This is a genomic window from Arthrobacter sp. Soil_C_49, assembly GCF_057656635.1.
In genome coordinates, this window is sequence record NZ_JBDGJZ010000008.1 from 25,023 (window position 1) to 47,993 (window position 22,971).

Genomic DNA, 22,971 nt, shown 5'->3' on the forward strand with positions numbered 1-22,971 from the left:
GGGTCAGGAGGTGCGTTAGAAGAGGAAGTAGCGTTGGGCCATGGGCAGGACGTCGGAGGGCTCGCAGGTGACGTCCTCGCCGTCGACCGTTACCTGGTAGGTTTCCGGGTCCACCTGGATGTCCGGCGTGGCGTCGTTGTACTTGAGGTCCGCTTTGGTGAGGGTGCGGATGCCCGAGACCGGCCGGATGACTTTCTCCAGCCCCAATTCGTGGGGCACGCCGGCGTCGATCGCCGCCTGCGACAGGAAGGTGATGGAGCACTGCTGGACGGCTTTGCCAAACGCGCCGAACATCGGGCGCAGGGTGCGTGGCTGCGGGGTGGGGATGGAGGCGTTGGCGTCGCCCATGAGTGCGTAGGCGATCTGGCCGCCTTTGAGCACCAGTTCCGGTTTGACGCCGAAGAAGGCGGGGTCCCACAGCACCAGGTCCGCGAATTTGCCCACTTCCACCGAGCCCACCGAGTCCGCGATGCCCTGGGCGATGGCCGGGTTGATGGTGTACTTGGCCACGTAGCGCTTGAGCCGGAAGTTGTCACTGTCCGCCGAACCATGGAATTTACCGTCGGGGTCTTCCAGCACACCCCGCTGCTTCTTCATCTTGTCCGCCACCTGCCACGTGCGGGTGATCACCTCGCCCACGCGGCCCATTGCCTGGGAGTCCGAGGAGGTGATGGAGAAGATGCCCATATCCTGCAGCACGTCCTCGGCGGCGATAGTCTCGGCCCGGATCCGGGAATCGGCGAAGGCCACGTCCTCGGGGATGTCCGGGTTGAGGTGGTGGCACACCATCAGCATGTCCAGGTGCTCTTCGATGGTGTTGCGGGTATACGGCAGGGTGGGGTTGGTGGAGGCCGGCAGGACGTTCGGCATGCCGGCGATCTTGATGATGTCCGGGGCGTGCCCGCCGCCGGCGCCTTCGGTGTGGAAGGTGTGGATGACGCGGCCGTTGATGGCGCGGATGGTGTCCTCCACGAAGCCGCACTCGTTCAGCGTGTCGGTGTGGATGGCCACCTGGACGTCGAACTCGTCGGCCACTGTGAGGGACATGTCGATGGAGGAGGTGGTGGACCCCCAGTCCTCATGGACTTTCAGGCCGATAGCCCCGGCCCGGATCTGCTCGGCCAGGGGTTCGACGGCGGACGCGTGGCCCTTGCCGAACAGTCCGATATTCATGGGGAACCCCTCGGCCGCCTGCAGCATCCGCTGGATGTGCCATTTTCCGGGCGTCACGGTGGTGGCCTTGGTGCCTTCGGCCGGCCCGGTGCCGCCGCCGATCATGGTGGTCACCCCGCTGGTGAGCGCCGTGGGCACCTGGTCCGGAGAAATGAAGTGGATGTGGGTGTCCACGCCGCCGGCGGTGAGGATCTTGCGTTCGCCCGCGATGATTTCGGTGCTGGCGCCGATCACGATGTCCACGCCGTCGGTGATCTGCGGGTTGCCGGCCTTGCCGATCTTGAAGATATGTCCGTCCCTGAGGGCCACGTCAGCCTTGTAGATGCCGGTGTAGTCCAGGATCACCGCGTTGGTGATGACAGTGTCCGGGATGTCCTCGTCGCGGACAGCCTGGCCGTTCTGGCCCATGCCGTCGCGGATCACCTTGCCGCCGCCGAACACCACTTCCTCGCCGTAGACAGTGCGGTCCTCTTCGATCTCGAGGAACAATTCGGTGTCTGCCAGGCGGATCCGGTCGCCCGCCGTGGGGCCGTACAGGTCTGCGTACTGCCGGCGGGGAATCTCGAAGCTCACTGGGCCGTCTCCTTCGCGTCGTTGGCGGCGCCGCCGTCCCCCGGTCCGCGCTGCAGGGGTCCGTTGACGGCGTTGCTCAGCCCGTGCACCTCACGCCTGCCGGCAAGTTCGATCAGCCGCACGTTCCGTGAGTCACCGGGTTCGAACCGGGCGGCGGTTCCGGCGGGGATGTCCAGCCGGCGCCCGTAAGCTGCTTCACGGTCGAAGGTCAGCGCAGCATTGGCTTCGGCAAAGTGGAAGTGCGAGCCCACCTGGACGGGCCTGTCACCAGTGTTGGTGACGGCGACGTCGATGGCTTCCCGGCCGGCGTTCGCCGTCACAGGCTCCGGCCGAAGGATGTACTCTCCTGGAATCATGGCCTGCCCCTTCAGCGGATGGGATCGTGGACGGTGACGAGCTTGGTGCCGTCAGGGAAGGTTGCCTCGATCTGCACGTCGTGGATCATTTCCGGCACGCCCTCCATAACGTCCTCCCTGCCGAGCAAGGTGGTGCCGTAGCTCATCAGCTCGGCGACGGTGCGGCCGTCCCGGGCGCCCTCGATCAGTTCGTAACTGATGATGGCCACGGCTTCCGGATAGTTGAGCTTGAGTCCGCGGGCCTGGCGGCGGCGGGCCAGATCTGCGGCCACCACGATCAAAAGCTTTTCCTGCTCACGCGGCATCAAATGCATGGGGGTCCCTTCAGCGGCCAGCGGACGGCGTGGACCCAGAATAGGTGGCGGACGTTTCAGGCACGTTTCGGCTGGGTAATCCCGGTCTCTCCGCCGCCAGGTCGGCACCGGCTCCCCGGCTGCGCGCTGAATCTCCCCAGGTTTCGGCTCAGGGAAGGCGATGACGACGGCGTTGCGCCGGGACACGCCGTCGTCCGTCCCTAAAGCTGGGGAGACTCAGCGCCTAAGGCTGGGGAGGTGAGCGCCCTGAAGCTGGGGAGACTCAGCGGCGAGGGCCGGGAGGGGCCAGTCGGCCTACGGGGCCGCGGTGAGGCGGGTGAGGATCTCGTCGGTGGACTGGACAGGCTGGCGGTAGGTGGTGGACAGGATGCGCAGCATGTCCGCCGCGTCCTGGTTGTCCTCCGAGGCCATGGCTTCCTTCGCATAGGTGACCCGGATGTTGTGCGCGAAGGCGTCGGCGCCGGTCTGGGCGATGCAGTTGTGCGTGGAGACGCCGGCAAGCACCACTTCGTCGGCACCCCAGTTGCGGAGGCGGGACAGCAGGTTGGTGCCCACAAAAGCGCTGTCCCGCGTCTTGTTCAGCTGCGGCAGGCCGTCGATGGCCAGCCCGGGCACAGCCTCCGCCTGCCTGCTGCCGCGGAAGATGAAGCCTTGGTCGTCGTCGAGCATGTTCAACGTCCAGGTGGACTTGTCCCGCTCGTGCTCCGTGCCCACCATCAGCGCCTTGTGCCCGCCGGTCCTGAACGCCTCCAGCAATCTGTTGCAGGACGCCACCAGGCCCTCCTGCTGGGCTGCCAGTTCCGGCGCCTCAAAGTACGCATTCTGCATGTCGATAACAAGAAGGGCAATCATCCGCGCCACCTTTCTGACCTGTTGCTCGTCCCGGAAACGTACCCCCGGGGCGGCGCCGCGAAACCTAGGGGGCGGATTCGCGAACCTGCAGCTGGAACCCCGCTTCCACCTGCACGCCCTCGCCAGCGGTTTCGCGGCCTTCGATCCTGTCGATGAGCAGTGCGACGGAGCGCTCGGCGATCTCGGCCATACCGGGTGAAACCGTGGTCAGGGAGGGCGAGGCGAACCGGGCCTCGTCAATGTCGTCAAAACCGGCGACAGCCACCTGCTCCGGCACCTTGATGCCGCGGATGAGCAGCTCGTGCATGGCGCCGAGGGCGATGGCGTCGTTCAGCCCGAAGACGGCATCAAAGTCGATGCCCCGGTCCAGGAGCCCGGCCACGGCCGCCGCTCCCTCGTCCCGGCGCCATTCGCATGGCGCCACCAGGGCGGGGTCGAAGGGGATCCCGGCCTTGTCCAGTGCGCTCCGGTATCCGTTGAGCCGGAGCCCGGCGCTTCCGGCGGATTCGCCGGCGCGGGCGCCAAGGACTGCAATCCGACGGCGGCCGCCCGCCACCAGGTGCGACGTCAGTTCTGCGGCGGCTTCCCCGTTCTTCATGGTGACCAGGTCGAACCGGGGATCCAGGATGTGTTCGCCCAGCATTACCAACGGTTTTTTGCCCAGCCGGCCCGCAATGGCGTCAGCGTCCATGACCAGGGGCGTGAACAGCAGGCCGTCGGTGAGTTGCCGGAACGGCCCCTGCAGGGCGTTCAGCTCCGCGTCCCCCACGGCGTCGGACTGTTCCACCAGGACACGGTAGCCGCGCTGCGCTGCCGCCTTCATCAGCCGTGAGGCCAGCTCCGCGTAGTAGGGTGCGGAGAGGTCGGACAGGACCAGTCCGAGCATCCGGGTCTTGCCGGAACGAAGGCTGCGGGCGGTCAGGTTGGCCTCGTACCCCAGCTCGGCGATGGCATCCAGGACCCGCTGCTTCGTGGCAGGACGGATGAACTCGTAGTCATTGAGGACGTTGGAGACCGTCTTCAGCGACACACCCGCTGCCCTCGCAACGTCGTTCATGGTGACCGCCATGTGGCTCCTTCTGGTGGTTCCGCCTGTTCCTGCCATACATCGTTGCAGAAAATGGCACTGTGGCGGGAACCCGCCGTCGGCATGGACAGCGGCGGGCCGGTCAGTCCGTGGCCTTCGCCGCTTTCGCTGCCGCCTTGGCCGCCTGTTTGCTGGCCCGGACTTTGACCAGGGATTCGGGATCAACGATGTCGGCCACCGAGAGGTAGGAACCTTCCTCGCCGTAGTGCCCGGCGGCCTCACGCCAGCCGGGCGCCTGGAGGCCGCGCTGCTTCCCAAGCAGGGCCAGGAAGATTTTGGCCTTCTGTTCCCCGAAGCCAGGCAATGCCTTGAGCCGCCGCAGGACCTCCGCGCCGTCCGGGTTATCTTTGGTCCAGATCGCGGTGGCGTCGCCGTCCCACTCGTTCTGGACTGCTTCGGCGAGCGCCTGCACCCGTGCGGCCATTGAGCCCGGGAAGCGGTGGACGGCTGGGCGTTCCTTGAACATCTCCACGAAGGCCTGCGGCTCCTGTGACGCGATGGCCTCCGGTGTGATGGAGCCGATCCTGGTCCGGATTTTCTCCGGCCCGGCGAACGCCGATTCCATGGTCACCTGCTGGTCCAGCAGCATGCCCGTCAGCAGCGCAAAGGCGTCCTCACTCAACAACTTGTCCGCGGCGGGATCCCCCGTGATGTGCAGTTTCATGCCGTCCATCCTCCCAGAGGAGTGCCGCCGTCGTCATTCCTCCCCCTTCCCCGGAGTTTTTGTCCAGATACGCAGGCTTTTCCGCCATTTATGTCGGCGTATCTGGACAAAAACTCCGCTGCCGATTACTCCCCGACTGCGAGCCGGATCATGGACCAGGACACCGCCGGGAGCGTGCCGGTGAGGCGGCCGCCGTCGGCCTTGACCGAGACGTTTTCGGCGGGCAGGACGGATGTTGAGTCGTCAGCCGTGGCTTGCCAGTAGGGGTCCTTGTTCGCGTAGGTCACGGCCTCCACCAGACGGACGGTGCCCACGCCGGACACCACTGCGTCCAGGCCGAGCGCGTCGGTGGCCGAGCGGTTCACGGCGAACACCACAACCTCGCCTTTTTCTGCGTCATACGTCGCGACGGCGGACAGTGCGGCAACGTCAACGGTCTTGCCGCCGCTGATCAGCGGGGATTCGACGGCGAGCTGCAGCACGGTGCCGGACGCGTACCGGGAGGTGAGCGCGAACGGGTGGAACGTGGTCTGCTTCCAGGCCCGGCCGCCGGGCTCGGTCATGATAGGGGCGATCACGTTGACCAACTGCGCGAGGCTGGCTGAGTGCACGCGGTCAGTGTTCTTCAGCAGCGTTACCAGGAGATCCCCGACGACGACGGCGTCCGCCACCGTGTAGGTGTCCTCGAGCAGGACAGGAGCCACCGGCCAGTCCTTGCCCGTGGGCGCCCGGGATTCGTCGCGGCTCATGTGCCAGACGTTCCATTCGTCAAAGGAGATGTTGACCTGCCTGGTGGACTTCTTCACCGACTTCACGTGGTCGATATGGCTCACGATGTCGTGGATGAAGGCTTCCATCCGGTGGCCGGCGGAGAGGTGTTCCTGCAGGTCGCCGAAGTCCTCGAAGTACTGGTGCGCCGAAATCAGGTCCACCAGCTCGTAGGTCTCGGAGAGAACAACCCTTTCCCATTCACCGAAGGTGCTCATGGTGGGTCCGGAGCTGCCGCATGCCACCAGCTCGAGGCCGGGTTCGATCATGCGCATGCCGCGGGCGGTGTCGGCAGCAAGCCGGCCGTACTCCTGCGCGTTTTTATGCCCGATCTGCCAGGGCCCGTCCATCTCGTTGCCCAGGCACCACATCTTGATGCCGTAGCCATATTCCGCTCCGTTGGCCCTGCGCTGATCCGAGAACGCCGTTCCGCCGTCGATATTGCAGTATTCCAGCAGGTCCAGCGCTTCCTGGGTCCCGCGGGTGCCGAGGTTCACTGCCATCATGGTTTCGACGCCGGCCTTGGCGGACCACTTCGCGAACTCGTCCACGCCCACCAGGTTGGGATCGGTGGAGTGCCAGGCAAGGTCAAGCCGGACGGGGCGCTTGTCCGCCGGACCCACGCCGTCCTCCCAGCGGTATCCGGAGACGAAGTTGCCACCCGGATAGCGCACCGTTGACACGCCGAGTTCCCGGGTCAGGTCCAGCACGTCACCACGGAACCCGTCTTCATCCGCCGTTGGATGCTCCGGCTCAAAGATGCCCGTGTACACACACCGGCCAAGGTGCTCCACAAAGGCACCGAAGGTGCGGCGCCGGACCGGCCCGACGGCGAAGGCTGGGTCCATGGTGACTTTTGCAGCTGCTGGTCCTGGTGCGGCAGGACCGGCCGACGGCAATTCTTGTCCGGCGCTTTTGCTTGGCTGGTCATGGGCGGCGGGTTCTGTCAATGCCACGAAAACGTCCTCGTTCCTGTTTATTTACAACGTTATAGAAATATTGTTCGTGGTCCCGCGGTGTGAGTCAAGCACTCCCACGTCGAGTGGCGCTGCAGAGGTATTTTCAGGCCATGCGCGGCCACACGCCTCCCACCTGCGGCAACACCAAAAGCAGGGAATGGCGGCCAAAAACCAAGTAGTACCTAATCTCAAAAACAAGTACCGGTTACGCGTTCACCGCCAACCGCTGCACAACTAGGTTTTTGTCAGAGACAAGACGAGCTTTGAATGGCAGTACTTGGCTCACGAGGGGGTGTGAGACTGGCAATGCACGCACAATACGCAAGCTCCGGTTTCCCGGGTCGTCGGACCCGGGCGCTAAGCGGGGCCGGCGACGAGGAGGTCTTCGAGACCAAGGCCTCTCCCCCAGCCGTCGCCGGCCCTCTGGTTTCCCAGCAGGGCCCTTTCCACCACCCGCACGGGCCCGCCACGCATGGAAGTCCACCCTTGGGGCGGGCTGCGGAAGGCCACCCGGCACCCGGAAACGCGGCACCTGATAGCGCAAGGCTGCGCAGGGCACCGGCAGCCGCCAACGGGAAGCAGACCGGCATCCTGCTGGACCTGGTGACAGGCGCCGAAACGCTGCGTGACTCCCTTGAACTGCTGGCAACGGCATCGGCCCGGGCTGTTGTGGGGACGGCGGGCCTGGTAATCGAATGCGGCGTGGTGGTGAGGCAGGCGAAGCGGGCCCCGCTCATCACGGGAACGTCCGCGGAAGTCATCCGGCTCCTGGAGTGGGAACAGGAGAAGGGCGAAGGGCCGGTCAGCGATGTCCTGGCCGGCGGACACCCCGTGGCTGTGCTGCAGAGGAGCGGTGACTTCCGCTGGCCCCGGTATTGCCAGGAGCTGCAGGTTGCCAACCTTGGCAGCGTCCTGGGGATGCGCCTGCGCGTGGACCAGGACAGCGGGGCAAACAACGCAGCGGCAACCAACAGCGGTGCGGCCAGGGACAGCAGCACAACCAGGGACAACGGGGCACCCGGAGACGCCATCCCCGTCCGCGAGACCACCGCAGCCCTGGCGTTCTTTGCCCAGGACGCCAAGGCGTTCCCGCTGCAGGTCATCTCGGAGGCCCGCTCGTTTGCCGGCCTGGCCGCGAAAAGCCTCCAGATGGCCCTGGACCTCCATAACGCCAGGTCAACCGCGTCGGATTTACGGCTCGCCCTGGACAGCCGGACGTCCATCAACGTTGCCTGCGGTGTGATCATGGCCCAGAACAGGTGTTCCTACCACGAAGCTTTTTCCATCCTCGCCCGCGCCTCCAGCCACCGGAACATCAAAGTACGCCGGGTGGCGGAGGACATCCTCGAGCGGTTGCCCGAGGGCCCTCCGCGCGCACACTTCGGCCACTAGGCCTAGATGCCGCCGGCCAGCTTGTAATAGGCGGCGTTCCAGTTCAGGTCCTTCTTGAACTGGCGGATGGTGGTTCCCTCGTCGATGGTCAGCAGTTCGGTCTTGGCGATCTCCGCGAAGTCCTCGAACACATCCATGCCCACCTGTGTTGAGAGCACGGTGTGGTGGGCGGCGCCGGCAGTGAGCCAGGCTGCGGCGGAGGTGGTGAAGTCCGGTTTTGGCTGCCACAGGGCGCGGGCCACGGGGAGGTTGGGCAGCGGCTGGTCCAGCGGGACCACGTCCACGGCGTTGGCCACCAGGCGGAACCTGTCCCGCATGTCGGACAGGGCCACCACGACGCCCGGGGAGGCATCGGCGTCGAACACCAGGCGCACCGGGTCTTCCTTGCCACCAATGCCCAGGGGGTGGATTTCCAGGCGCGGATTGCCGGCGGTCAGCGACGGGCAGACCTCCAGCATGTGCGCGCCAAGGATCTTCTCCGAACCGGGTTCCAGGTGGTAGGTGTAGTCCTCCATCAAGGAGGCGCCGCCGGGCAGGCCGGCACCCATCACCTTCGCGGCCCGGACCAGGATGGCCGTCTTCCAGTCACCCTCGGCCCCGAAGCCGTAGCCTGCGGCCATGAGCCGCTGCACGGCCAGGCCGGGCAACTGCCGGAGGGCGCCCAGGTCCTCGAACGAGGTAGTGAACGCGGCCGAGCCGTTGCCTTCGAGGAAGCTGCGCAGACCGAGCTCGATCCGGGCACCGTACCGGAGCGATTCGTGCCGGGCCGCGCCTGCGCGGAGCTCCGGCGCCACGTCGTAAAGGTCCTCGTACTCGGCAACGAGCGTGTCGACGTCGGACTCATCGGCGCCGTGCACGGCGTCGGCGAGCTCGTTGACGGACCAGGTGTTGACGGCGACGCCGAAGCGCAGTTCCGCCTCGGTCTTGTCACCCTCGGTGACGGCGACGTTGCGCATGTTGTCGCCGAACCGGGTCAGCTTCAGGCTGCGTACTGCGGCCCACCCGGCCGCTGCGCGCTGCCAGGAACCGACCTGACGGGCGACCTCCGGGTTGGAGACGTGCCCGACGACGGTTTTGCGGGCGATGCCCAGCCGGGACTGGATGTAGCCGAACTCGCGGTCGCCGTGGGCTGCCTGGTTCAGGTTCATGAAGTCGAAGTCGATGTCCGCCCACGGCAAGTCCCGGTTGGCCTGCGTGTGCAGGTGCAGCAGCGGCTTGCGTAGCAGGTCCAGGCCCTGGATCCACATCTTGGCAGGGCTGAACGTGTGCATCCAGGCGGTGACGCCGATCACCGAATCGTCCGAGTTGGCCTCCAGCGCGGTGCGGCGGATGGCATCCGAATCAGTCAGGACGGGCTTCCAGACAATCTTTACCGGAACATCGGAACTGGCGTTGAGCTGGTTGGCGATCTCCTGCGACTGCGCGGCCACCTGCTTGAGGACGTCCTCGCCGTAGAGGTGCTGGCTGCCCGTGAGGAACCAGACCTCATAACCGTCAAGGGATGTGTTTGCTGCGCTGCTCATGTGTTCTCCTGAAAAGTTAATGGGGGACGGCGTTGAATTACTGTCCGTAGACGTTCTGGTAGCGGGCGTACAGCGAGTCGATGTGGCCCTGGTCAATGGGCAGCGGTTCGCCCAGCTGCCGGGCGATGTGGACGGTGCGGGCCACTTCCTCGCACATCACCGCGGCCTTCACCGCCGATGTGGCGTCCTTGCCGATGGTGAACGGGCCGTGGTTCTGCATCAGCACGGCCGGCGAGTTGGAGTTCTTCAGCGTCTCCACAATGCCCTGGCCGATCGAGTCATCGCCGATCAGCGCAAACGGCCCCACCGGGATGGATCCGCCGAATTCGTCGCCCATCATGGTGAGCACGCACGGGATGGGCTCCCCGCGGGCGGCCCAGGCCGTGGCGTACGTGGAGTGCGTGTGAACTACGCCACCCACCTCCGGCATATGCCGGTAGACGTACGCATGCGCCGCAGTGTCCGACGACGGCGACAGGGCCGGGTTGCCCCACTCACCTGTTGCATCTCCCGCCACGGGCACCCCGTACAGGTCGGTGACAATCATGAGCTCAGGCGCCAGGTCCTGGTACGAAACGCCCGAGGGTTTAATAACCATCAGCTCGTGGCCGGGCACGCGGGCGGAGACGTTTCCTGCCGTCCACACCACCAGTTCATAGCGGGTCAGCTCGGCGTGCAGGGCGCAAACGTCCTCGCGGACCCGGGCGATGGTTTCGAGAATTCCGGTTCCGGCGCTCATGCCGGCACCCCCGCACCTGCATCGTTGCGTTCAGCCGCATCGGTGTCCACCGGTTGCCCGGCGGAACCGAGGCCTTGGTTTGCTTTGCGCTGGATGGCCTTGAGCCGGTGCATCACGTCGTTGGTGCCGCGGCCGAAGTAGTCGTGCAGGGTCTTGTATTCCTGGAACAGTTCGTCGTAGGCGGCCACGTTTTCGGGAATCGGTGTGTACACCTCGCCCGGTTCCGACCCCATGGCGGCGGCAGCTTCGCGGATGCTGGCGTACTTCCCCGCGGCCATGGCAGCGTGGATGGCCGAGCCCAGGGCCGGGCCCTGCGCCGAACCGATGGTGGACAGCTTCAGTCCCGTGGCATCGGCGTAGATCTGCATCAGGAGCGGGTTCTTGAGCAGGCCGCCGGCCACGATGAACTCTTTGACCGGGACGCCGGCGTCGCGGAAGGCGTCCACGATGGTGCGGGTGCCGAAGGCGGTGGCTTCCAGCAGGGCGCGGTAGGTGTCCTCGGGGCGGGTGGCCAGGGTCTGCCCCACCACGATTCCGGACAGCTCATGGTCCACCAGCACTGACCTGTTGCCCGAGTGCCAGTCCAGGGCGATCAGTCCGTGTTCCCCGATGGCCTGCCTGGATGCCAGTTCGGTGAGGTGTTCGTGGATGCCCAGGCCCGCAGCTTCGGCGGCCTGGTGGTATTCCGGCGGTACACCATATTTTGTGAACCAGCCGAAGATGTCTCCCACGCCCGACTGGCCGGCCTCATAGCCCCAGAGTCCGTCAACGATGCCGCCGTCCACTACGCCGCACATACCCGGCACTTCGCGCAGTTCATCGCCGTTCATGACGTGGCAGGTGGAGGTGCCCATGATGGCCACCAGCTGGCCCGGTTCCACTGCCTTCGCCGCCGGAGCGGTCACGTGGGCGTCAACGTTGCCCACCGCCACGGCGATTCCCTGGGGCAGGCCGGTCCAGGCAGCGGCCTCAGCGGTGAGGTATCCGGCGGCGTCGCCCAGGCGGCCGATGGTGTGCTCGAGTTTGGCGCTGACGAAGTCCTTGAAGGCCGGGTTCAACGCGGACAGGAAATCCTCCGACGGGTAGCGCCCGTCCTGGTAGATCCCCTTGTAGCCGGCCGTGCAGGCATTCCGGACATACTGGCCGCAGAGCTGCCAGACAATCCAGTCCGCGGCTTCCACCCAGTGGTCCATCTCGGCGTAGGCCTCGGGGTCCTCTTCCAGCAGCTGCAGGCCTTTGGCGAACTCCCATTCTGAAGAGATCAAGCCGCCGTAGCGGGGCAGCCACTCTTCGCCGCGTTCTGATGCCAGCTGGTTGATCCTGTCGGCCTGGCCCTGCGCGGCGTGGTGGCGCCAGAGCTTCACGTAAGCGTGCGGCCGGTTTTCAAACCCCGGAATTTCGTTCAGCGGAGTACCGTCCGCCTTCACCGGTACCATGGTGCATGCGGTGAAGTCCGTGGCAATTCCGACGACGGCGGCCGGGTCGATCCCAGCCTCGGCGACGGCAGCCGGGACGGCAAAACGCAGGACGTCGCGGTAGTCATCGGGCACCTGCAGCGCCCATTCCCCGGGAAGCCGGACGGCTTGTCCGTCAGCGTCCTGACCCGCCACGTCCTCGGGAAGTGCATCCGTGACCACGGCATGCGGGTACTCGTACACACCACTGCCGAGCTCCTTGCCGTCCCGCACCCGGACCACCACGGCCCGGCCCGAGAGAGTCCCGTAGTCCACACCGACCACGAAGCTGTCTGTGTCCACTCTGACGTCCATAAAAGATCCTCCAATAGCTGCCGCTGCTTCGCGGCCTCTCAATTGTGAGCGCTAACAACATTGAAAGTCAATGGGCATTCCAGGTCCTGGGCAAGCCGGGGAACAGTTCCCGGAGGGGAAGGGATCTCACAACGCACTACGCGAGCCGGCACCTCTGGATGGCGGTCACCTTCGGATCAGCGCCTCTGATCACGGCGCGCCGCACCCACTGGCGCCGTGGACTGACGGCGCCGAAAAGGGGTAGGGACATAATGAACCGCAGAACTGATGCCATGGACAAGGAAGGGGGCCTCGTTGGAAAGCGTGCAGCCGAAAGAGCGAACCGGGTCCCGTGCGTGGCTTGCCGGTCCCCTCTCCACTGGCCTCGGCCTGGCAGCGCACCCGGCCGCCGGCGGTCCGGCTCCCTCCCTGATGATCCTCGCGGCCCTGGCAGCACTGCTTGGCATGGCGGCAGCGATGTTGGGTCGCTTCAGCCTGCCCGGCTGGGCCGTGCTGCTCGGGTGCGGGCTGGCCCAGCAACTGCTTCATCTGGGGTTTGCAGTCTTTTCCGGCGGATCAGGGGAAGGGATAACCGGCCACGGGCACGGCGGCAGTGTGCCGGGCGTAGTGCAGGACGCCGCCCAGGATCCTCCCCCGGACGGCGGGGCGGCAGTGCCTGCGGGGTACTCGCTCCACCTGATGCTGCACCTGCACATGGCGGCTGCATTGGCAGCCTATGCTGCCATCAACTACTGGCCCAGATGGGCCCGTTGGGCCCGTCATGCTCCGGCAGCAGCCCGGCAGAAGTCACCCGCCGCCTAAGCGGTCGTGGAGGCGGATCAGGGCTGATCCGGGATCAGGGCTCATGCGGAATTAGGGCCGCCAGAGCTGCGCCAGTGCGGCAATGTCGTGCGGCGTTGTCCGGCAGCAGCCGCCCACCATGCGCGCGCCACGTTCCTGCCAGTCCCGGACTCCCTCCACAAGGCTGCCCGGCACCCGTTGGGAGTGGGCGGCGCCGTCGGAATCAGCAACTGCACCGGCGTCAACCGCGCCTCCGATGTCAGCAACAGCACCGGAGCCAGCAGCGCCGCCTGAACCAGCAGCGGACGAGGCCGCCGGCCCCCAGGTCTTGGTGACGGCGTCGTAGGTTTCCCCGGAGTTGGGGTAGGCGATCAGGGGTTTGCCGGTGCCCCGGCCCAAAGCTTCCAGCGCCGGGGTGACCAACTCCAGCGGAACGCAGTTCACACCAATGGCAGCCACAAGCGGCTCAGCATCGCAGAGTTGCGCCACCTGTTCCAGCGGCGTTCCGTCACTGATGTGCGCTCCATCGCGGAGGGTGAACGTCAGCCAGGATTCGATACCGAACCCGGAGATCAGTTCCAGCAGCGCCTCCGCTTCTGGCAGGGAAGGCAACGTTTCGCAGGCGAGGACATCCGCTCCGGCTTCCACGAGCGCTTCGATCCGCGGCCGGTGGAACTCCAAAAATTCGTTCCGGCTCAGGGTGTAGTCGCCGCGGTATTCGGACCCATCGGCGAGGTAGGCGCCGTAGGGTCCAACGGAACCGGCCACCAGCAGCGGTCCGGCCGCCGGGTTCCCGGCCCGGTACTCATGCCGCGCCTCGTCTGCGAGGCGGACGCTCAGGGCAACCCTGTCCAAGGCGTCGGCGGCGGAAATCCCCCGCCGCGCAAACCCCAAAGGCGTGGCCTGGTAGCTGGCTGTGATGGCGGCGCGCGCCCCGGCCCTGAAGTAGTCCAGGTGGACCTGCTTGACGAGTTCGGGCTGCTCGAGCAGGACTTTCGCGGACCACAGCGGGTCCTCCAGGTTGCAGCCGTACGCTTCAAGTTCTGTGGCCAGGGCACCGTCCAGGACCAGGTTCTCTCCGGCGTCGAGCAGGCGGGACAGCGGGTTGTTGTGGGGCATCAGTTCAGGCTGGGGCATCAGTTCAGGCTACAGCGCCAGGCCCGCGGTGCTCTCCCGCCGGACCAGTTCAGGGGTGACCACCGTGGAACTCACCGGGGCGCCCGCTTCGATCTCCTTCAGCATGGCATCAACGCACCGCCTGCCCAGCTCTTCGAAGTCCTGCCGCACCGTGGTGAGCGGCGGGGTGAAGTAGCCCGATTCGGGCTGGTCGTCGAACCCCACTACGGAGACGTCGTCGGGCACGCGCACGCCTGCCTCGTTGAACGCGCGCAGCACACCGAGGGCCATCTGGTCGTTGCCTACGAACAGGGCCGTTGCCGTCCGCTCCGCCGCCAGACGCCGCCCGATCGCGTAGCCGCTTTCCGCACTCCAGTCGCCTTCCAGCAGCAGGTCGTCCTGCAGGCCGGCCTGCTGCAGTGCCTCACGCCAGCCCTCTGTGCGCAGGGCACTGTCGAGCCAGTCCGCCGGCCCTGCGACGTGGCCGATCCTGCGGTGCCCCAACTCGATGAGATGGCCGACGGCGATCAGGGCCCCGCGCTTCTGGTCCACCATCGCGCCGCTCACGGCGGCATCGCCCGGCGAACCGACGGCCACCACAGGCACCCCGGGGTTGAACTCCTCCAGGGTCCGCAGCGTCTCGGTGTGCGGCACCAGGACGGCGATCCCGTCCACGGACTGGTCGGTGAAGTGCTGCAGCGCGTCGAAGATGGCGTCCCGGCCGACGGAGCGGAGCGCGGCGATGCTGACGAAGTAGCCGGCATCCCGCGCGGCACGCTCCACTCCCAGCAAGGTGTGGGCGGGCCCGTACTGGGAAAGCTCGCTGGCCAGCACGCCGATGGTCTGCGAGCGCCGGGTCACCAGGCTCCGGGCCGCGGTGTTCCGGCGGTAGCCCAACTGCGCGATGGCGGCCTCGACCTTTTCGCGCGTTGCCTTGCTGACGTTGGGGTGGCCGTTGACCACCCGGGAAACGGTCTGGTGGGAGACACCAGCAAGTCCGGCCACGTCCTCAAGGCGCGGCAGCCGCCCGGTGCTGCTTTTTGTCATGCCACCATTGTGCCCGTTGCTGCCACGGCGCGTTTGCTGCAGCCCGCGGGCGTGGCCCGAACGAAAAATCCCCCGGCGGCCTCTGGGAGGCTGCCGGGGGATTCCCGCTCTTCAATAAAGAGTGGGCCCTGTGGGGCTCGAACCCACGACCCACGGATTAAAAGTCCGATGCTCTACCAACTGAGCTAAAGGCCCCTGCCGGGCTGTTTCGGCACCAAGTGCCGGCCTGCCCGGCCCAGTCCATTTCTGGACATTTAATACTCTAACCCATGGTTCCGGCCCTTATGCACTCAGGCCGGGACGCGTCGTCGGGCCCGTGGGCAAGGGCCCTGATGCTCGATTTCCGGCACGGCACAGGAGTAGCGTGGGTGGCATGAGCGAGCAACCAGGTCCCATTCCATACGGCGGCGCCAACCGGCACCACAAGCCGAAGCCTTTCGCGCCGGTGGACTTCGAGCCTTTTGCCGGCGGCGCGGACCCTGCCCGGGTGTCCGAAGCCGCCCACCTCGCAGCGCAGGCACTGGTCCGGCACGGCCGCGACAGCGACGATCCGGCCGTGACCGAGCGGCTGGTCAGGCTCGCCGACGAGCAGGGGCTGGAGGCCATCGCGGAGATGTGGGCGGAGAGCCCTGCACGGTCGCTTCCCGGCGCACTGTGGCGCCTCTATGCCCTGCGCGCGGCCACCGTGGAGGACCCGGAGCGCATTTCCGTCTACTTCCGCGCCGGCAAGGACACCGCCCAGGTTTCCAACGTGGTGGCGGGCGCTGCCGAGCCTCCCGGAGCGGACGAGATGAAGACGATGGCGGACGCCATCCTCTCCGGCGCGTTCGACGGCGAGTTCGACGTGGCGCTGGAACGTTCCGCCGCGTTCTGCCGGGTGGTGGCGCTCGGCCAGGCAACGCTGGCCGATGGTGCCGAGCACGGGAACGAGGCCCAGGCCAGCAAGCTCACCCGCAACTCGCACCAGCTGGTGAAAACCGCTGAGGACCTCGAGCACGCCGCCAACGCCTGGCGGCTGGGCGAACTGGACTAGAAGGGTCCAGGCTCTGGCCCAAGAGGCCCGATCTGTCAATGTTGACTTGGGCCAATCAACGTAGAACACTGAAACTGGTGCCGAGCCGCGAAACCCCCGGGCTTCAACATTCAGCCGCCTAGAGCGGCCTACCGCCGAGAGGCGTATCCGGTTCGGCACCATTTTTATGCCCGCCGACTGCTTGCCCCGTTCTGGCTGGTCAGTTAACGTCGGCCCATTTCAGGGCTCCTTTTGCGGGCCGGTAGAGTTAGCGTTGGTTGCGCCGGGGTCAAGTCACACGGCAGGCAACTCCCGCCCTGAACTTTTCCCGGAGACCGGTAACTACGTGAAACTGCGCCTTTTTCCCCAGGAGCCCGCCGGGCTGAACCTCCTATCGCAAATGGCGCAGCAAATTGTGCTCGGCAGCGCCACCCTAGCCGAGATCCTCGGCGTCCCGGCGGCGGAGCACGGCAAGCTCGTGGAGGACATGCACAACCACGAGGCCCGGTCCGCCGAACTGCATTTCGCCCTCCTGACGCATATGCGGACCAGCTTCGTGAACCCGCTGCCGCGCGAGGACATGTACGCCCTGTCGCGCTACCTCAACGAGGCCATCGAAAAGCTGGATGCCGCCGCGGAACTGGTGGCGCTCTACCGGCTGGAGCGGCTGCCCAAGCGGGCCGCAGACCAGCTGGAAATCATCAGCCGGCAGGCCGAGCTCACGGTCGATGCCATGCGCCGGCTGGACAACCTGGATGACCTGGAGGACTACTGGATAGAAATCCTCCGCCTGGCCAAACGCGCCGAACGGACGCACCGGGTGTGGGTGGCGGACATGATCAGCGAGATGAAATGGGCGCAGTACTCCCGCAACCGCGATATCGCCAACCAGCTGGTGGACGTCACCAAGGACATGCGGCGCATCGCCACCCAGGTAGGCAGCATCATCGTCAAGGAATCCTGAGGTGACGGCAGCCGTCTTCGGCGCGGTGGTGGTCCTGGCCGCCGTGTTCGCCTTCGTCAACGGGTTCCGTGACGTCTCCACCTCTGTTGCCCTTGCCGTGCGCACCCGCGCTCTCACGCCCAGCGTGGCTGTGCTGCTTGCAGCCTTCTTCAACTTCATCGGCGCCCTGCTCAGTGCAGGACTGGCGGTGGCCGTCAGCCAGACCTGGATCAACCTTCCATCCGGAACGGACGGCCTCAGCATCCTCCTCGCCGGCCTGGCCAGCGCCATCGCCTGGGGCATCATCCTGTGGTGGCGGGGCATCCCGGCCTCCTCCACCCACGCCCTGGTGGGCGGCCTTGCCGGGGCCGGGCTCGCCAGCATCGCTGTGGGCGGGGCAGGCGTCGGAGGGGTGGACCGCTCCCTGTTGTTCCAGGTCATCCTGCCCCTGGTGCTGTCGCCGCTGGTGGCCTACAGCGGGGCGTTCCTGCTGGTCTACCCTGCCACCTGGGCAGCCCGCCACACGCAGCCGAACGTGGTGAACCAGCGGTTCCGCCGAAGCCAGTCAATCGCCGCGGGGGCAGTGGCGTTCGGCCACGGCCTGCAGGACGGGCAGCGGATCAGTGCGGTCCTCCTGCTGGCCCTGCTGGCCGGCGGCTATTCCGACGGCGGCACCCTCCCCGTGTGGGTGGCGCTGCTTTCCGCCGTGATGATTACCGCCGGAACGGTGTACGGCGGCTGGCGGATTTCGCACACCATCGGCTACAAAATCACCAGGATCGATCCGCTGCGGGGCTCGGTGGCGCAGATCTTCAGCGCCGTCATGCTCTTTGTGGGCGCCATCGGCCTGCACTGGCCGCTCTCCACCACGCACACCGTCACCTCGGCGGTGCTGGGCGCAGGCGAAAACCAGCACTTTTCGGTGACCAACCGGAAGCTGGTGATCCGCATTGTGGGGCTCTGGATCCTGACTCCGGTGGCCACGGCCGCGCTCGCTTTTGTGCTGGCGCTGGCACTGTCGCCGCTGCCGGGATAGTGCTCGGGGCCCGTCCGGCGCGGGGCCGGGAACGGGCACGGCCGGGAGCACCGCCGTCGGCCCCTGCTCCCCTGCGGTGCCGGGGACGCCGGGGCTCGTGAAGCCGGTGATCTGTACAGCCGGACGCCGGTGACGTAGATTCAAAAGTAGGCCCCCAGCGCTGCTGCCGGGTCTGACATCCGCCGCCGGGTGCAGGGCCGCGGAGCATGCCGCTGAAGCACATCGGCGGACTCGATGCACAACCTGGAAAAGGCCAGGCGCCATGTCTTCCTCGACACCCCGGCACAACCTCCCCCAGCCGCGGCGAATGCGCTGCGAGCTGTGCGGCACCGAACAAAAGCTGACCATTCATGCGATCATCGCGATGGGAGCGGCCAACAGCGACCTGGTCACCGTCTCCTACACCTGCAACGAGTGCCGCCGGTTCCAGGAGCACCTCGCGTACGCGGCCGACGTCGCTGCGGCGCTGGGCCAGGTGCGCTGGATGGCGAAGGTCATCATGTTCGGTGACGAGTACATCCACTGCGGATTCCCCATGGAGGAAGCAGAACTCGAGATAGAAAGGCTGTGCTACCGCAGCAGCACCGGCGGCGGACTCAGCACCGTGTCGCTGCCCACCAGGGTGCTGCGCTGCCGGTGCGGCTTCCAGCTTGAGGTCCCCGAGTAGGAGTACGACGACGGCCCCCGGCCTGGGCGGCCGGTCCCATCCGTCTCCCGCAGTGCACGGGGATTTATCCGAAGCGGCCGGAGACGTAGTCCTCGGTAGCCTTCTGGGTGGGGTTGCTGAAGATCGTGTGGGTGTCCCCCACTTCAATCAGCTTGCCGGGCTTGCCGGTGCCGGCGATGTTGAAGAATGCGGTGCGGTCCGAGACGCGGGCTGCCTGCTGCATGTTGTGCGTCACGATCACCACCGTGTACTGGTCCTTGAGTTCGTTGATGAGGTCCTCGATGGCCAGGGTGGAGATGGGGTCCAGCGCGGAACACGGCTCGTCCATGAGGATCACCTGCGGCTCCACGGCGATGGCCCGGGCGATGCAGAGGCGCTGCTGCTGGCCGCCGGAAAGGCCCGAACCGGGCTTGTCCAGGCGGTCCTTGACCTCGTTCCAGAGGTTGGCGCCCTTCAGCGAGCGTTCCACGAGGACGTCGGCCTCGCCCTTGGAGATCTTTTTGTTGTTCAGCTTCACGCCCGCCAGCACGTTGTCCCGGATGGACATGGTGGGGAACGGGTTGGGCCGCTGGAACACCATGCCGATCTGCGAGCGGACGGTGACGGGGTCCACGCCGGGGCCGTACAGGTTGTCCCCGTCGAGGAGCACCTCGCCCTCCACGCGGGCGCCGGGAAGTACCTCGTGCATGCGGTTCAGGGTCCGCAGGAAGGTGGACTTGCCGCAGCCTGAGGGGCCGATGAATGCGGTGACGGACTTGGCCTCGATGTTGATGGTGACGTCCTCCACGGCGAGGAAATCGCCGTAGTACACGTTCAGGTCCTTGACGTCGATGCGCTTAGACATGGTGTTCCTTCACTAACTGGGGATGAATTGAAGTCTAGGTTCCGGCCCGAAGGACCGGAAGGAGCAGGCGGTCAGCGGCCTGTCTTGGGGGCGAAGACCCTGGCGATCAGCCGGGCTCCAAGGTTGAGGATCATCACCAGGATGATCAGCACCAGGGCGGCGCCCCAGGCCCGCTGGGAGGACGGGTCCGGGTTGGCCGGTGAGGTGGGGTTCAGGATCTGGGTGTAGATGAACGTGGGCAGCGAAGCCATCCAGCCGCCGAATACGTTGTTATTGATGCTCGTGGCGAAGCCGGCGGTGACCAGGATGGGGGCCGTCTCGCCGATGACGCGTGCGATGGCCAAGGTGACGCCGGAAGCGATGCCGGAGATCGCCGTCGGGATCACCACCTTGATGATGGTCCGCCACTTGCGTACGCCCAGCGCGTATGCCGCCTCCCGGAGTTCGTTGGGCACGATCTTCAGCATCTCCTCGCTGGAGCGCACCACCACGGGGATCATCAGCACGGAAAGCGCGACGGCGGCCACGGCGCCTGTCTTGGTGCCCGGGCCCACCACGGCGAAGAAGAAGGCGGCGGCGAAAAGGCCGGCCACGATGGACGGGATGCCGGTCATCACGTCGACGAAGAAGGTGATGGCGCGCGCCAGCCGGCCGTCGTTGCCGTACTCCACCAGGTAGATGGCGGTCAGCAGGCCTACCGGCACGGAGATGACCGTGGCCAGGAGCGTGATCTGGATGGTGCCCAGGAGCGCGTGGTAGATGCCGCCCAGCACGGGTGCGCCTTCTTCGACGGCCTTATTATCGAAGACGCCGGTGACGCCGTTCATGGAGGTGCCCAGGAACCCCGGGGCCAGGAGACCGGGAATTCCATTCACCAGGACGGTCCAGATCACCGAGATGAGCGGCAGCAGCGCCACCAGGAAGGACCCCACCACCAGGCAGGTGGCCAGTTTGTCCTTCGCCTTGCGGGAACCCTCCACCACGGCGCTCCAGGACACCAGTCCGACGGCGAACAGGATCGCGGAGACGATGCCCCAGCCGAAGGCGTTAAAGCCCACCAGCGCCAGGATGGCGGCGCCCACGATCAGGGCGGCGGCCAGGACCACATAGGGGGCGTACTTGGGCAGCTGGCCCTTCGTGAGCGCCGAACGCTTGCTGCGGACGGGCGTAAGCGTGGAGGTCATTTAGTTGGCTCCCGAGAATTCTTTGTGCCGGGTGATGATCCAGCGCGCGATCATGTTCACGGCCAGGGTAATGATGAACAGGACCAGGCCGGCTGCGATGAGCGTGCTGACTTTGAGGCCGCTGGCCTCGGGGAAGTTCAGGGCGATCTCCGCTGCGATGGTCTGGTTGCCGGACTGGATCAGGCTGGCCGTCAGGGCGCCGGAGGACAGCACCAGGGCAACTGCCATGGTCTCGCCAAGGGCGCGGCCAAGGCCCAGCATGACGGCGCTGATGATGCCCGGCCGCGCAAAGGGCAGGACGGACATCTTGATCATTTCCCAGCGGGTGGCGCCCAGGGCGAGAGCGGCTTCTTCATGAAGCTTGGGCGTCTGCAGGAAGATCTCCCGGGACAGTGAGGTGATGATGGGCAGCACCATGACCGCGAGGACGATGCCCGCGGTAAGGATGGTTTTGCCGGTGGCAGAGGCCGGGCCCTGGAAGATGGGCAACCAGCCCATGTTCTGCGCCAGCCAGTTGTAGGCAGGGGAGATTTCCTTGGCCAGGAACGCCGCGCCCCACGCGCCGTAAACCACGGACGGGATGGCGGCGAGGAGGTCCACCACGTAGCCCAGGCCGGCGGCGAGTCCGCGGGGCGCGAAGTGCGAGATGAACAGGGCAACACCGATGGCGACGGGCGTGGCGATCACCAGTGCAATGACCGCGGCGATGAGTGTGCCGATCACGATGGGCCAGATGTAGGCGAAGAAGCCCGCCCCGCCCTGGATTTGTGCGGCAGGCGCGGTCAGTGCCGGGATGGCCTGGACCACCAGGAAGAGCGCGACGCCGAAGAGGACGGCGAGGATGAGGCAGCCGGCAGCGAGCGCGGCACCCGAGAAGATTTTATCCCCGGCGCGGCCGGCGCCCTGGGTGCTGGTCAGGGGGGTGGCGGTCATTCGACGGCCCTTCGATCGATGATTGAGGCTGAAAAGATGCTGCGTCCAAACCGAAGTTCCCCGCACTGCCTCTCGGCAGGCGGGGAACCCGGTTTTTGAGCGGTAATTAGGACTTGACCTTGATGCTCTCGATGGCCTTGGCGGCCTTTTCGGCAAGGGTCGAAGACAGCGGGGCGGACTTCGCGGAATCAGCTGCGGCCTGCTGGCCTTCCTCGGAAACTACGTAGTTCTCGAAGGCCTTGACCAGGTCAACGGTCTCCTGCTTGTCGTAGGCGCTGCAGACCACGTGGTAGGAAACGAGCACCACCGGGTAGGCGCCCGAAGCCGTGGTCTTGCGGTCCAGCTTGATGGCCACGTCGTTGGCGGAACGGCCCTCAACGGCCTTGCCGGCTTCCACTGCCTTGGCGGCGGCGTCAGCGGAGATCTTGACGAACTCCTCGCCCACCTTGATGGAAGCGGTGCCGAGCTTGCCACCCACTGCAGAGTCGTCGGCGTAGGTCACTGCGCCGGGGGTGTCGGTAACGGTCTTGACCACGCCGGAGGTGCCCTTGGCGTTCTCGCCCTGCAGGCTCGCAGGCCAGACACCAGCGGACTTGTCCGTCCAGACCTCAGGGGCTGCCGAAGCCAGGTAATCGGTGAAGTTGGTGGTGGTGCCCGAGTCGTCCGAACGGTTCACCGGGGTGACCTTGAGGTCCGGCAGGGTGACGCCTTCGTTGAGGGCGGCGATGGCGGGATCGTTCCATTTGGCGATCTCACCCCGGAAGATCTTGGCCACGGTGGCTGCGTCCAGCTTCAGCTCGGTCACGCCGGGAACGTTGAAGGCCACGGCGATCGGCGAGATGTAGACGGGAATGTTGATGGCGCCGTCGGGACCGCACACTGCCTTGGAGCTTTCCCGCTCTTCGTCCTTGAGGTACGCGTCCGAGCCGGCGAACTGTGCCGAACCGTCGATGATGGCCTTGCGGCCGGCGCCGGAGCCGTCCGGGGAGTACTGCACGGAGGCGCCCTGGTTGGCGCTTGCGAAGCCGGCCTTCCAGGCGTCCATGGCCGCACCGGTGGAGGATGCGCCGATGCCGGTGAGGGTGCCGGTGACCTTGGGGCCGGCAGAAGTCTGGCCGCCGGTGGGTGCAGTGCCCGTGGCGTTGTCTGAACCGCAGGCGGAGAGCGCGAGTGCGCCGGCTGCGATAACAGCGATAGCCGCGTGGCGGCCGAAGCGGAGTGCCTTCACTAGGTGTACCCC

The 22,971-nt window shown here is 66.3% G+C and carries 22 protein-coding genes and 1 tRNA gene; 6 read left to right on the forward strand and 17 right to left on the reverse strand.

Features of this window, described 5'->3' with window-relative positions:
• Positions 1 to 15: 15 nt before the first annotated feature.
• The 7 genes from ureC to arfA all read right to left on the reverse strand — a co-directional run bounded on the left by ureC (position 16) and on the right by arfA (position 6,635).
• Positions 16 to 1,746, reverse strand: coding sequence for an urease subunit alpha (gene ureC, locus AC3A4Z_RS13810; RefSeq protein WP_498712125.1), 1,731 nt, complete (start codon positions 1,744 to 1,746; stop codon positions 16 to 18).
• Complete coding sequence (locus AC3A4Z_RS13815) at positions 1,743 to 2,102, reverse strand: urease subunit beta (protein ID WP_498712127.1); 360 nt, start codon at positions 2,100 to 2,102, stop codon at positions 1,743 to 1,745. The genes ureC and AC3A4Z_RS13815 overlap by 4 nt, the downstream gene beginning before the upstream one ends.
• Positions 2,103 to 2,113: 11 nt before the next feature.
• The gene (locus tag AC3A4Z_RS13820) at positions 2,114 to 2,416 is read right to left on the reverse strand and encodes an urease subunit gamma (RefSeq protein WP_050056665.1); all 303 of its coding nucleotides are present in this window, start codon (positions 2,414 to 2,416) and stop codon (positions 2,114 to 2,116) included.
• Positions 2,417 to 2,710: 294 nt separating this feature from the next.
• Positions 2,711 to 3,268: a cysteine hydrolase family protein gene (locus AC3A4Z_RS13825; RefSeq protein WP_498712129.1), complete on the reverse strand. Its 558-nt coding sequence runs from the start codon at positions 3,266 to 3,268 to the stop codon at positions 2,711 to 2,713.
• 64 nt (positions 3,269 to 3,332) lie between these two features.
• Entirely contained in the window at positions 3,333 to 4,337 is a 1,005-nt protein-coding gene (locus tag AC3A4Z_RS13830) for a LacI family DNA-binding transcriptional regulator (protein WP_498712130.1), read from the reverse strand.
• Between the two features lie 100 nt (positions 4,338 to 4,437).
• Positions 4,438 to 5,028 (reverse strand): HhH-GPD-type base excision DNA repair protein, encoded by a 591-nt coding sequence (locus tag AC3A4Z_RS13835; RefSeq protein WP_498712132.1) that lies wholly within the window; start codon positions 5,026 to 5,028, stop codon positions 4,438 to 4,440.
• Positions 5,029 to 5,144: 116 nt separating this feature from the next.
• Positions 5,145 to 6,635, reverse strand: a complete 1,491-nt coding sequence (gene arfA, locus AC3A4Z_RS13840) for an arabinosylfuranosidase ArfA (protein WP_498712411.1) — start codon at positions 6,633 to 6,635, stop codon at positions 5,145 to 5,147.
• A 597-nt stretch (positions 6,636 to 7,232) separates the two neighbouring features.
• Here arfA and AC3A4Z_RS13845 point away from each other — a divergent pair.
• Complete coding sequence (locus AC3A4Z_RS13845) at positions 7,233 to 8,138, forward strand: ANTAR domain-containing protein (protein ID WP_498712135.1); 906 nt, start codon at positions 7,233 to 7,235, stop codon at positions 8,136 to 8,138.
• 2 nt (positions 8,139 to 8,140) lie between these two features.
• On the opposite strand, the gene araA is transcribed toward AC3A4Z_RS13845, so the two are convergent.
• Genes araA through araB form a run of 3 tightly spaced genes read right to left on the reverse strand, consistent with a single transcriptional unit; the run spans position 8,141 to position 12,169 of the window.
• Positions 8,141 to 9,661, reverse strand: a complete 1,521-nt coding sequence (araA, locus tag AC3A4Z_RS13850; protein ID WP_498712137.1) for an L-arabinose isomerase — start codon at positions 9,659 to 9,661, stop codon at positions 8,141 to 8,143.
• A gap of 37 nt (positions 9,662 to 9,698) precedes the next feature.
• Positions 9,699 to 10,400, reverse strand: coding sequence for an L-ribulose-5-phosphate 4-epimerase (locus AC3A4Z_RS13855; protein WP_498712139.1), 702 nt, complete (start codon positions 10,398 to 10,400; stop codon positions 9,699 to 9,701).
• A complete protein-coding gene (gene araB, locus AC3A4Z_RS13860) occupies positions 10,397 to 12,169 on the reverse strand; it encodes a ribulokinase (protein WP_498712140.1) in 1,773 nt (590 codons plus the stop codon). The genes AC3A4Z_RS13855 and araB overlap by 4 nt, the downstream gene beginning before the upstream one ends.
• A gap of 303 nt (positions 12,170 to 12,472) precedes the next feature.
• Between araB and AC3A4Z_RS13865 the strand changes: the two genes are divergently transcribed.
• The gene (locus AC3A4Z_RS13865; RefSeq protein WP_498712142.1) at positions 12,473 to 12,970 is read left to right on the forward strand and encodes a hypothetical protein; all 498 of its coding nucleotides are present in this window, start codon (positions 12,473 to 12,475) and stop codon (positions 12,968 to 12,970) included.
• A gap of 51 nt (positions 12,971 to 13,021) precedes the next feature.
• On the opposite strand, the gene mmuM is transcribed toward AC3A4Z_RS13865, so the two are convergent.
• From mmuM to AC3A4Z_RS13880, 3 genes are all read right to left on the reverse strand, one after another.
• The gene (mmuM, locus tag AC3A4Z_RS13870; RefSeq protein WP_498712413.1) at positions 13,022 to 14,068 is read right to left on the reverse strand and encodes a homocysteine S-methyltransferase; all 1,047 of its coding nucleotides are present in this window, start codon (positions 14,066 to 14,068) and stop codon (positions 13,022 to 13,024) included.
• 27 nt (positions 14,069 to 14,095) lie between these two features.
• On the reverse strand, positions 14,096 to 15,112 hold the full coding sequence (locus AC3A4Z_RS13875) for a substrate-binding domain-containing protein (protein WP_493972823.1): 1,017 nt from the start codon (positions 15,110 to 15,112) through the stop codon (positions 14,096 to 14,098).
• Positions 15,113 to 15,234: 122 nt separating this feature from the next.
• Positions 15,235 to 15,307, reverse strand: a tRNA-Lys gene (locus AC3A4Z_RS13880).
• A 178-nt stretch (positions 15,308 to 15,485) separates the two neighbouring features.
• Between AC3A4Z_RS13880 and AC3A4Z_RS13885 the strand changes: the two genes are divergently transcribed.
• The 4 genes from AC3A4Z_RS13885 (at position 15,486) to AC3A4Z_RS13900 (ending at position 18,770) form a co-directional block, all read left to right on the forward strand.
• Positions 15,486 to 16,145, forward strand: coding sequence for a hypothetical protein (locus tag AC3A4Z_RS13885; RefSeq protein ID WP_498712144.1), 660 nt, complete (start codon positions 15,486 to 15,488; stop codon positions 16,143 to 16,145).
• Positions 16,146 to 16,470: 325 nt separating this feature from the next.
• A complete protein-coding gene (locus AC3A4Z_RS13890) occupies positions 16,471 to 17,088 on the forward strand; it encodes a DUF47 domain-containing protein (protein WP_050056677.1) in 618 nt (205 codons plus the stop codon).
• A 1-nt stretch (position 17,089) separates the two neighbouring features.
• Positions 17,090 to 18,103, forward strand: a complete 1,014-nt coding sequence (locus AC3A4Z_RS13895; protein WP_498712146.1) for an inorganic phosphate transporter — start codon at positions 17,090 to 17,092, stop codon at positions 18,101 to 18,103.
• 262 nt (positions 18,104 to 18,365) lie between these two features.
• Entirely contained in the window at positions 18,366 to 18,770 is a 405-nt protein-coding gene (locus tag AC3A4Z_RS13900; RefSeq protein ID WP_498712148.1) for a hypothetical protein, read from the forward strand.
• Positions 18,771 to 18,834: 64 nt separating this feature from the next.
• On the opposite strand, the gene pstB is transcribed toward AC3A4Z_RS13900, so the two are convergent.
• The 4 genes from pstB to pstS form a co-directional block, all read right to left on the reverse strand.
• Positions 18,835 to 19,614, reverse strand: coding sequence for a phosphate ABC transporter ATP-binding protein PstB (gene pstB, locus AC3A4Z_RS13905; RefSeq protein ID WP_461188812.1), 780 nt, complete (start codon positions 19,612 to 19,614; stop codon positions 18,835 to 18,837).
• A gap of 71 nt (positions 19,615 to 19,685) precedes the next feature.
• Complete coding sequence (pstA, locus tag AC3A4Z_RS13910; RefSeq protein WP_498712151.1) at positions 19,686 to 20,798, reverse strand: phosphate ABC transporter permease PstA; 1,113 nt, start codon at positions 20,796 to 20,798, stop codon at positions 19,686 to 19,688.
• The gene (gene pstC / locus AC3A4Z_RS13915; RefSeq protein WP_493972828.1) at positions 20,799 to 21,731 is read right to left on the reverse strand and encodes a phosphate ABC transporter permease subunit PstC; all 933 of its coding nucleotides are present in this window, start codon (positions 21,729 to 21,731) and stop codon (positions 20,799 to 20,801) included.
• Between the two features lie 106 nt (positions 21,732 to 21,837).
• Positions 21,838 to 22,959, reverse strand: a complete 1,122-nt coding sequence (pstS, locus tag AC3A4Z_RS13920) for a phosphate ABC transporter substrate-binding protein PstS (RefSeq protein WP_498712153.1) — start codon at positions 22,957 to 22,959, stop codon at positions 21,838 to 21,840.
• Positions 22,960 to 22,971: the final 12 nt, after the last annotated feature.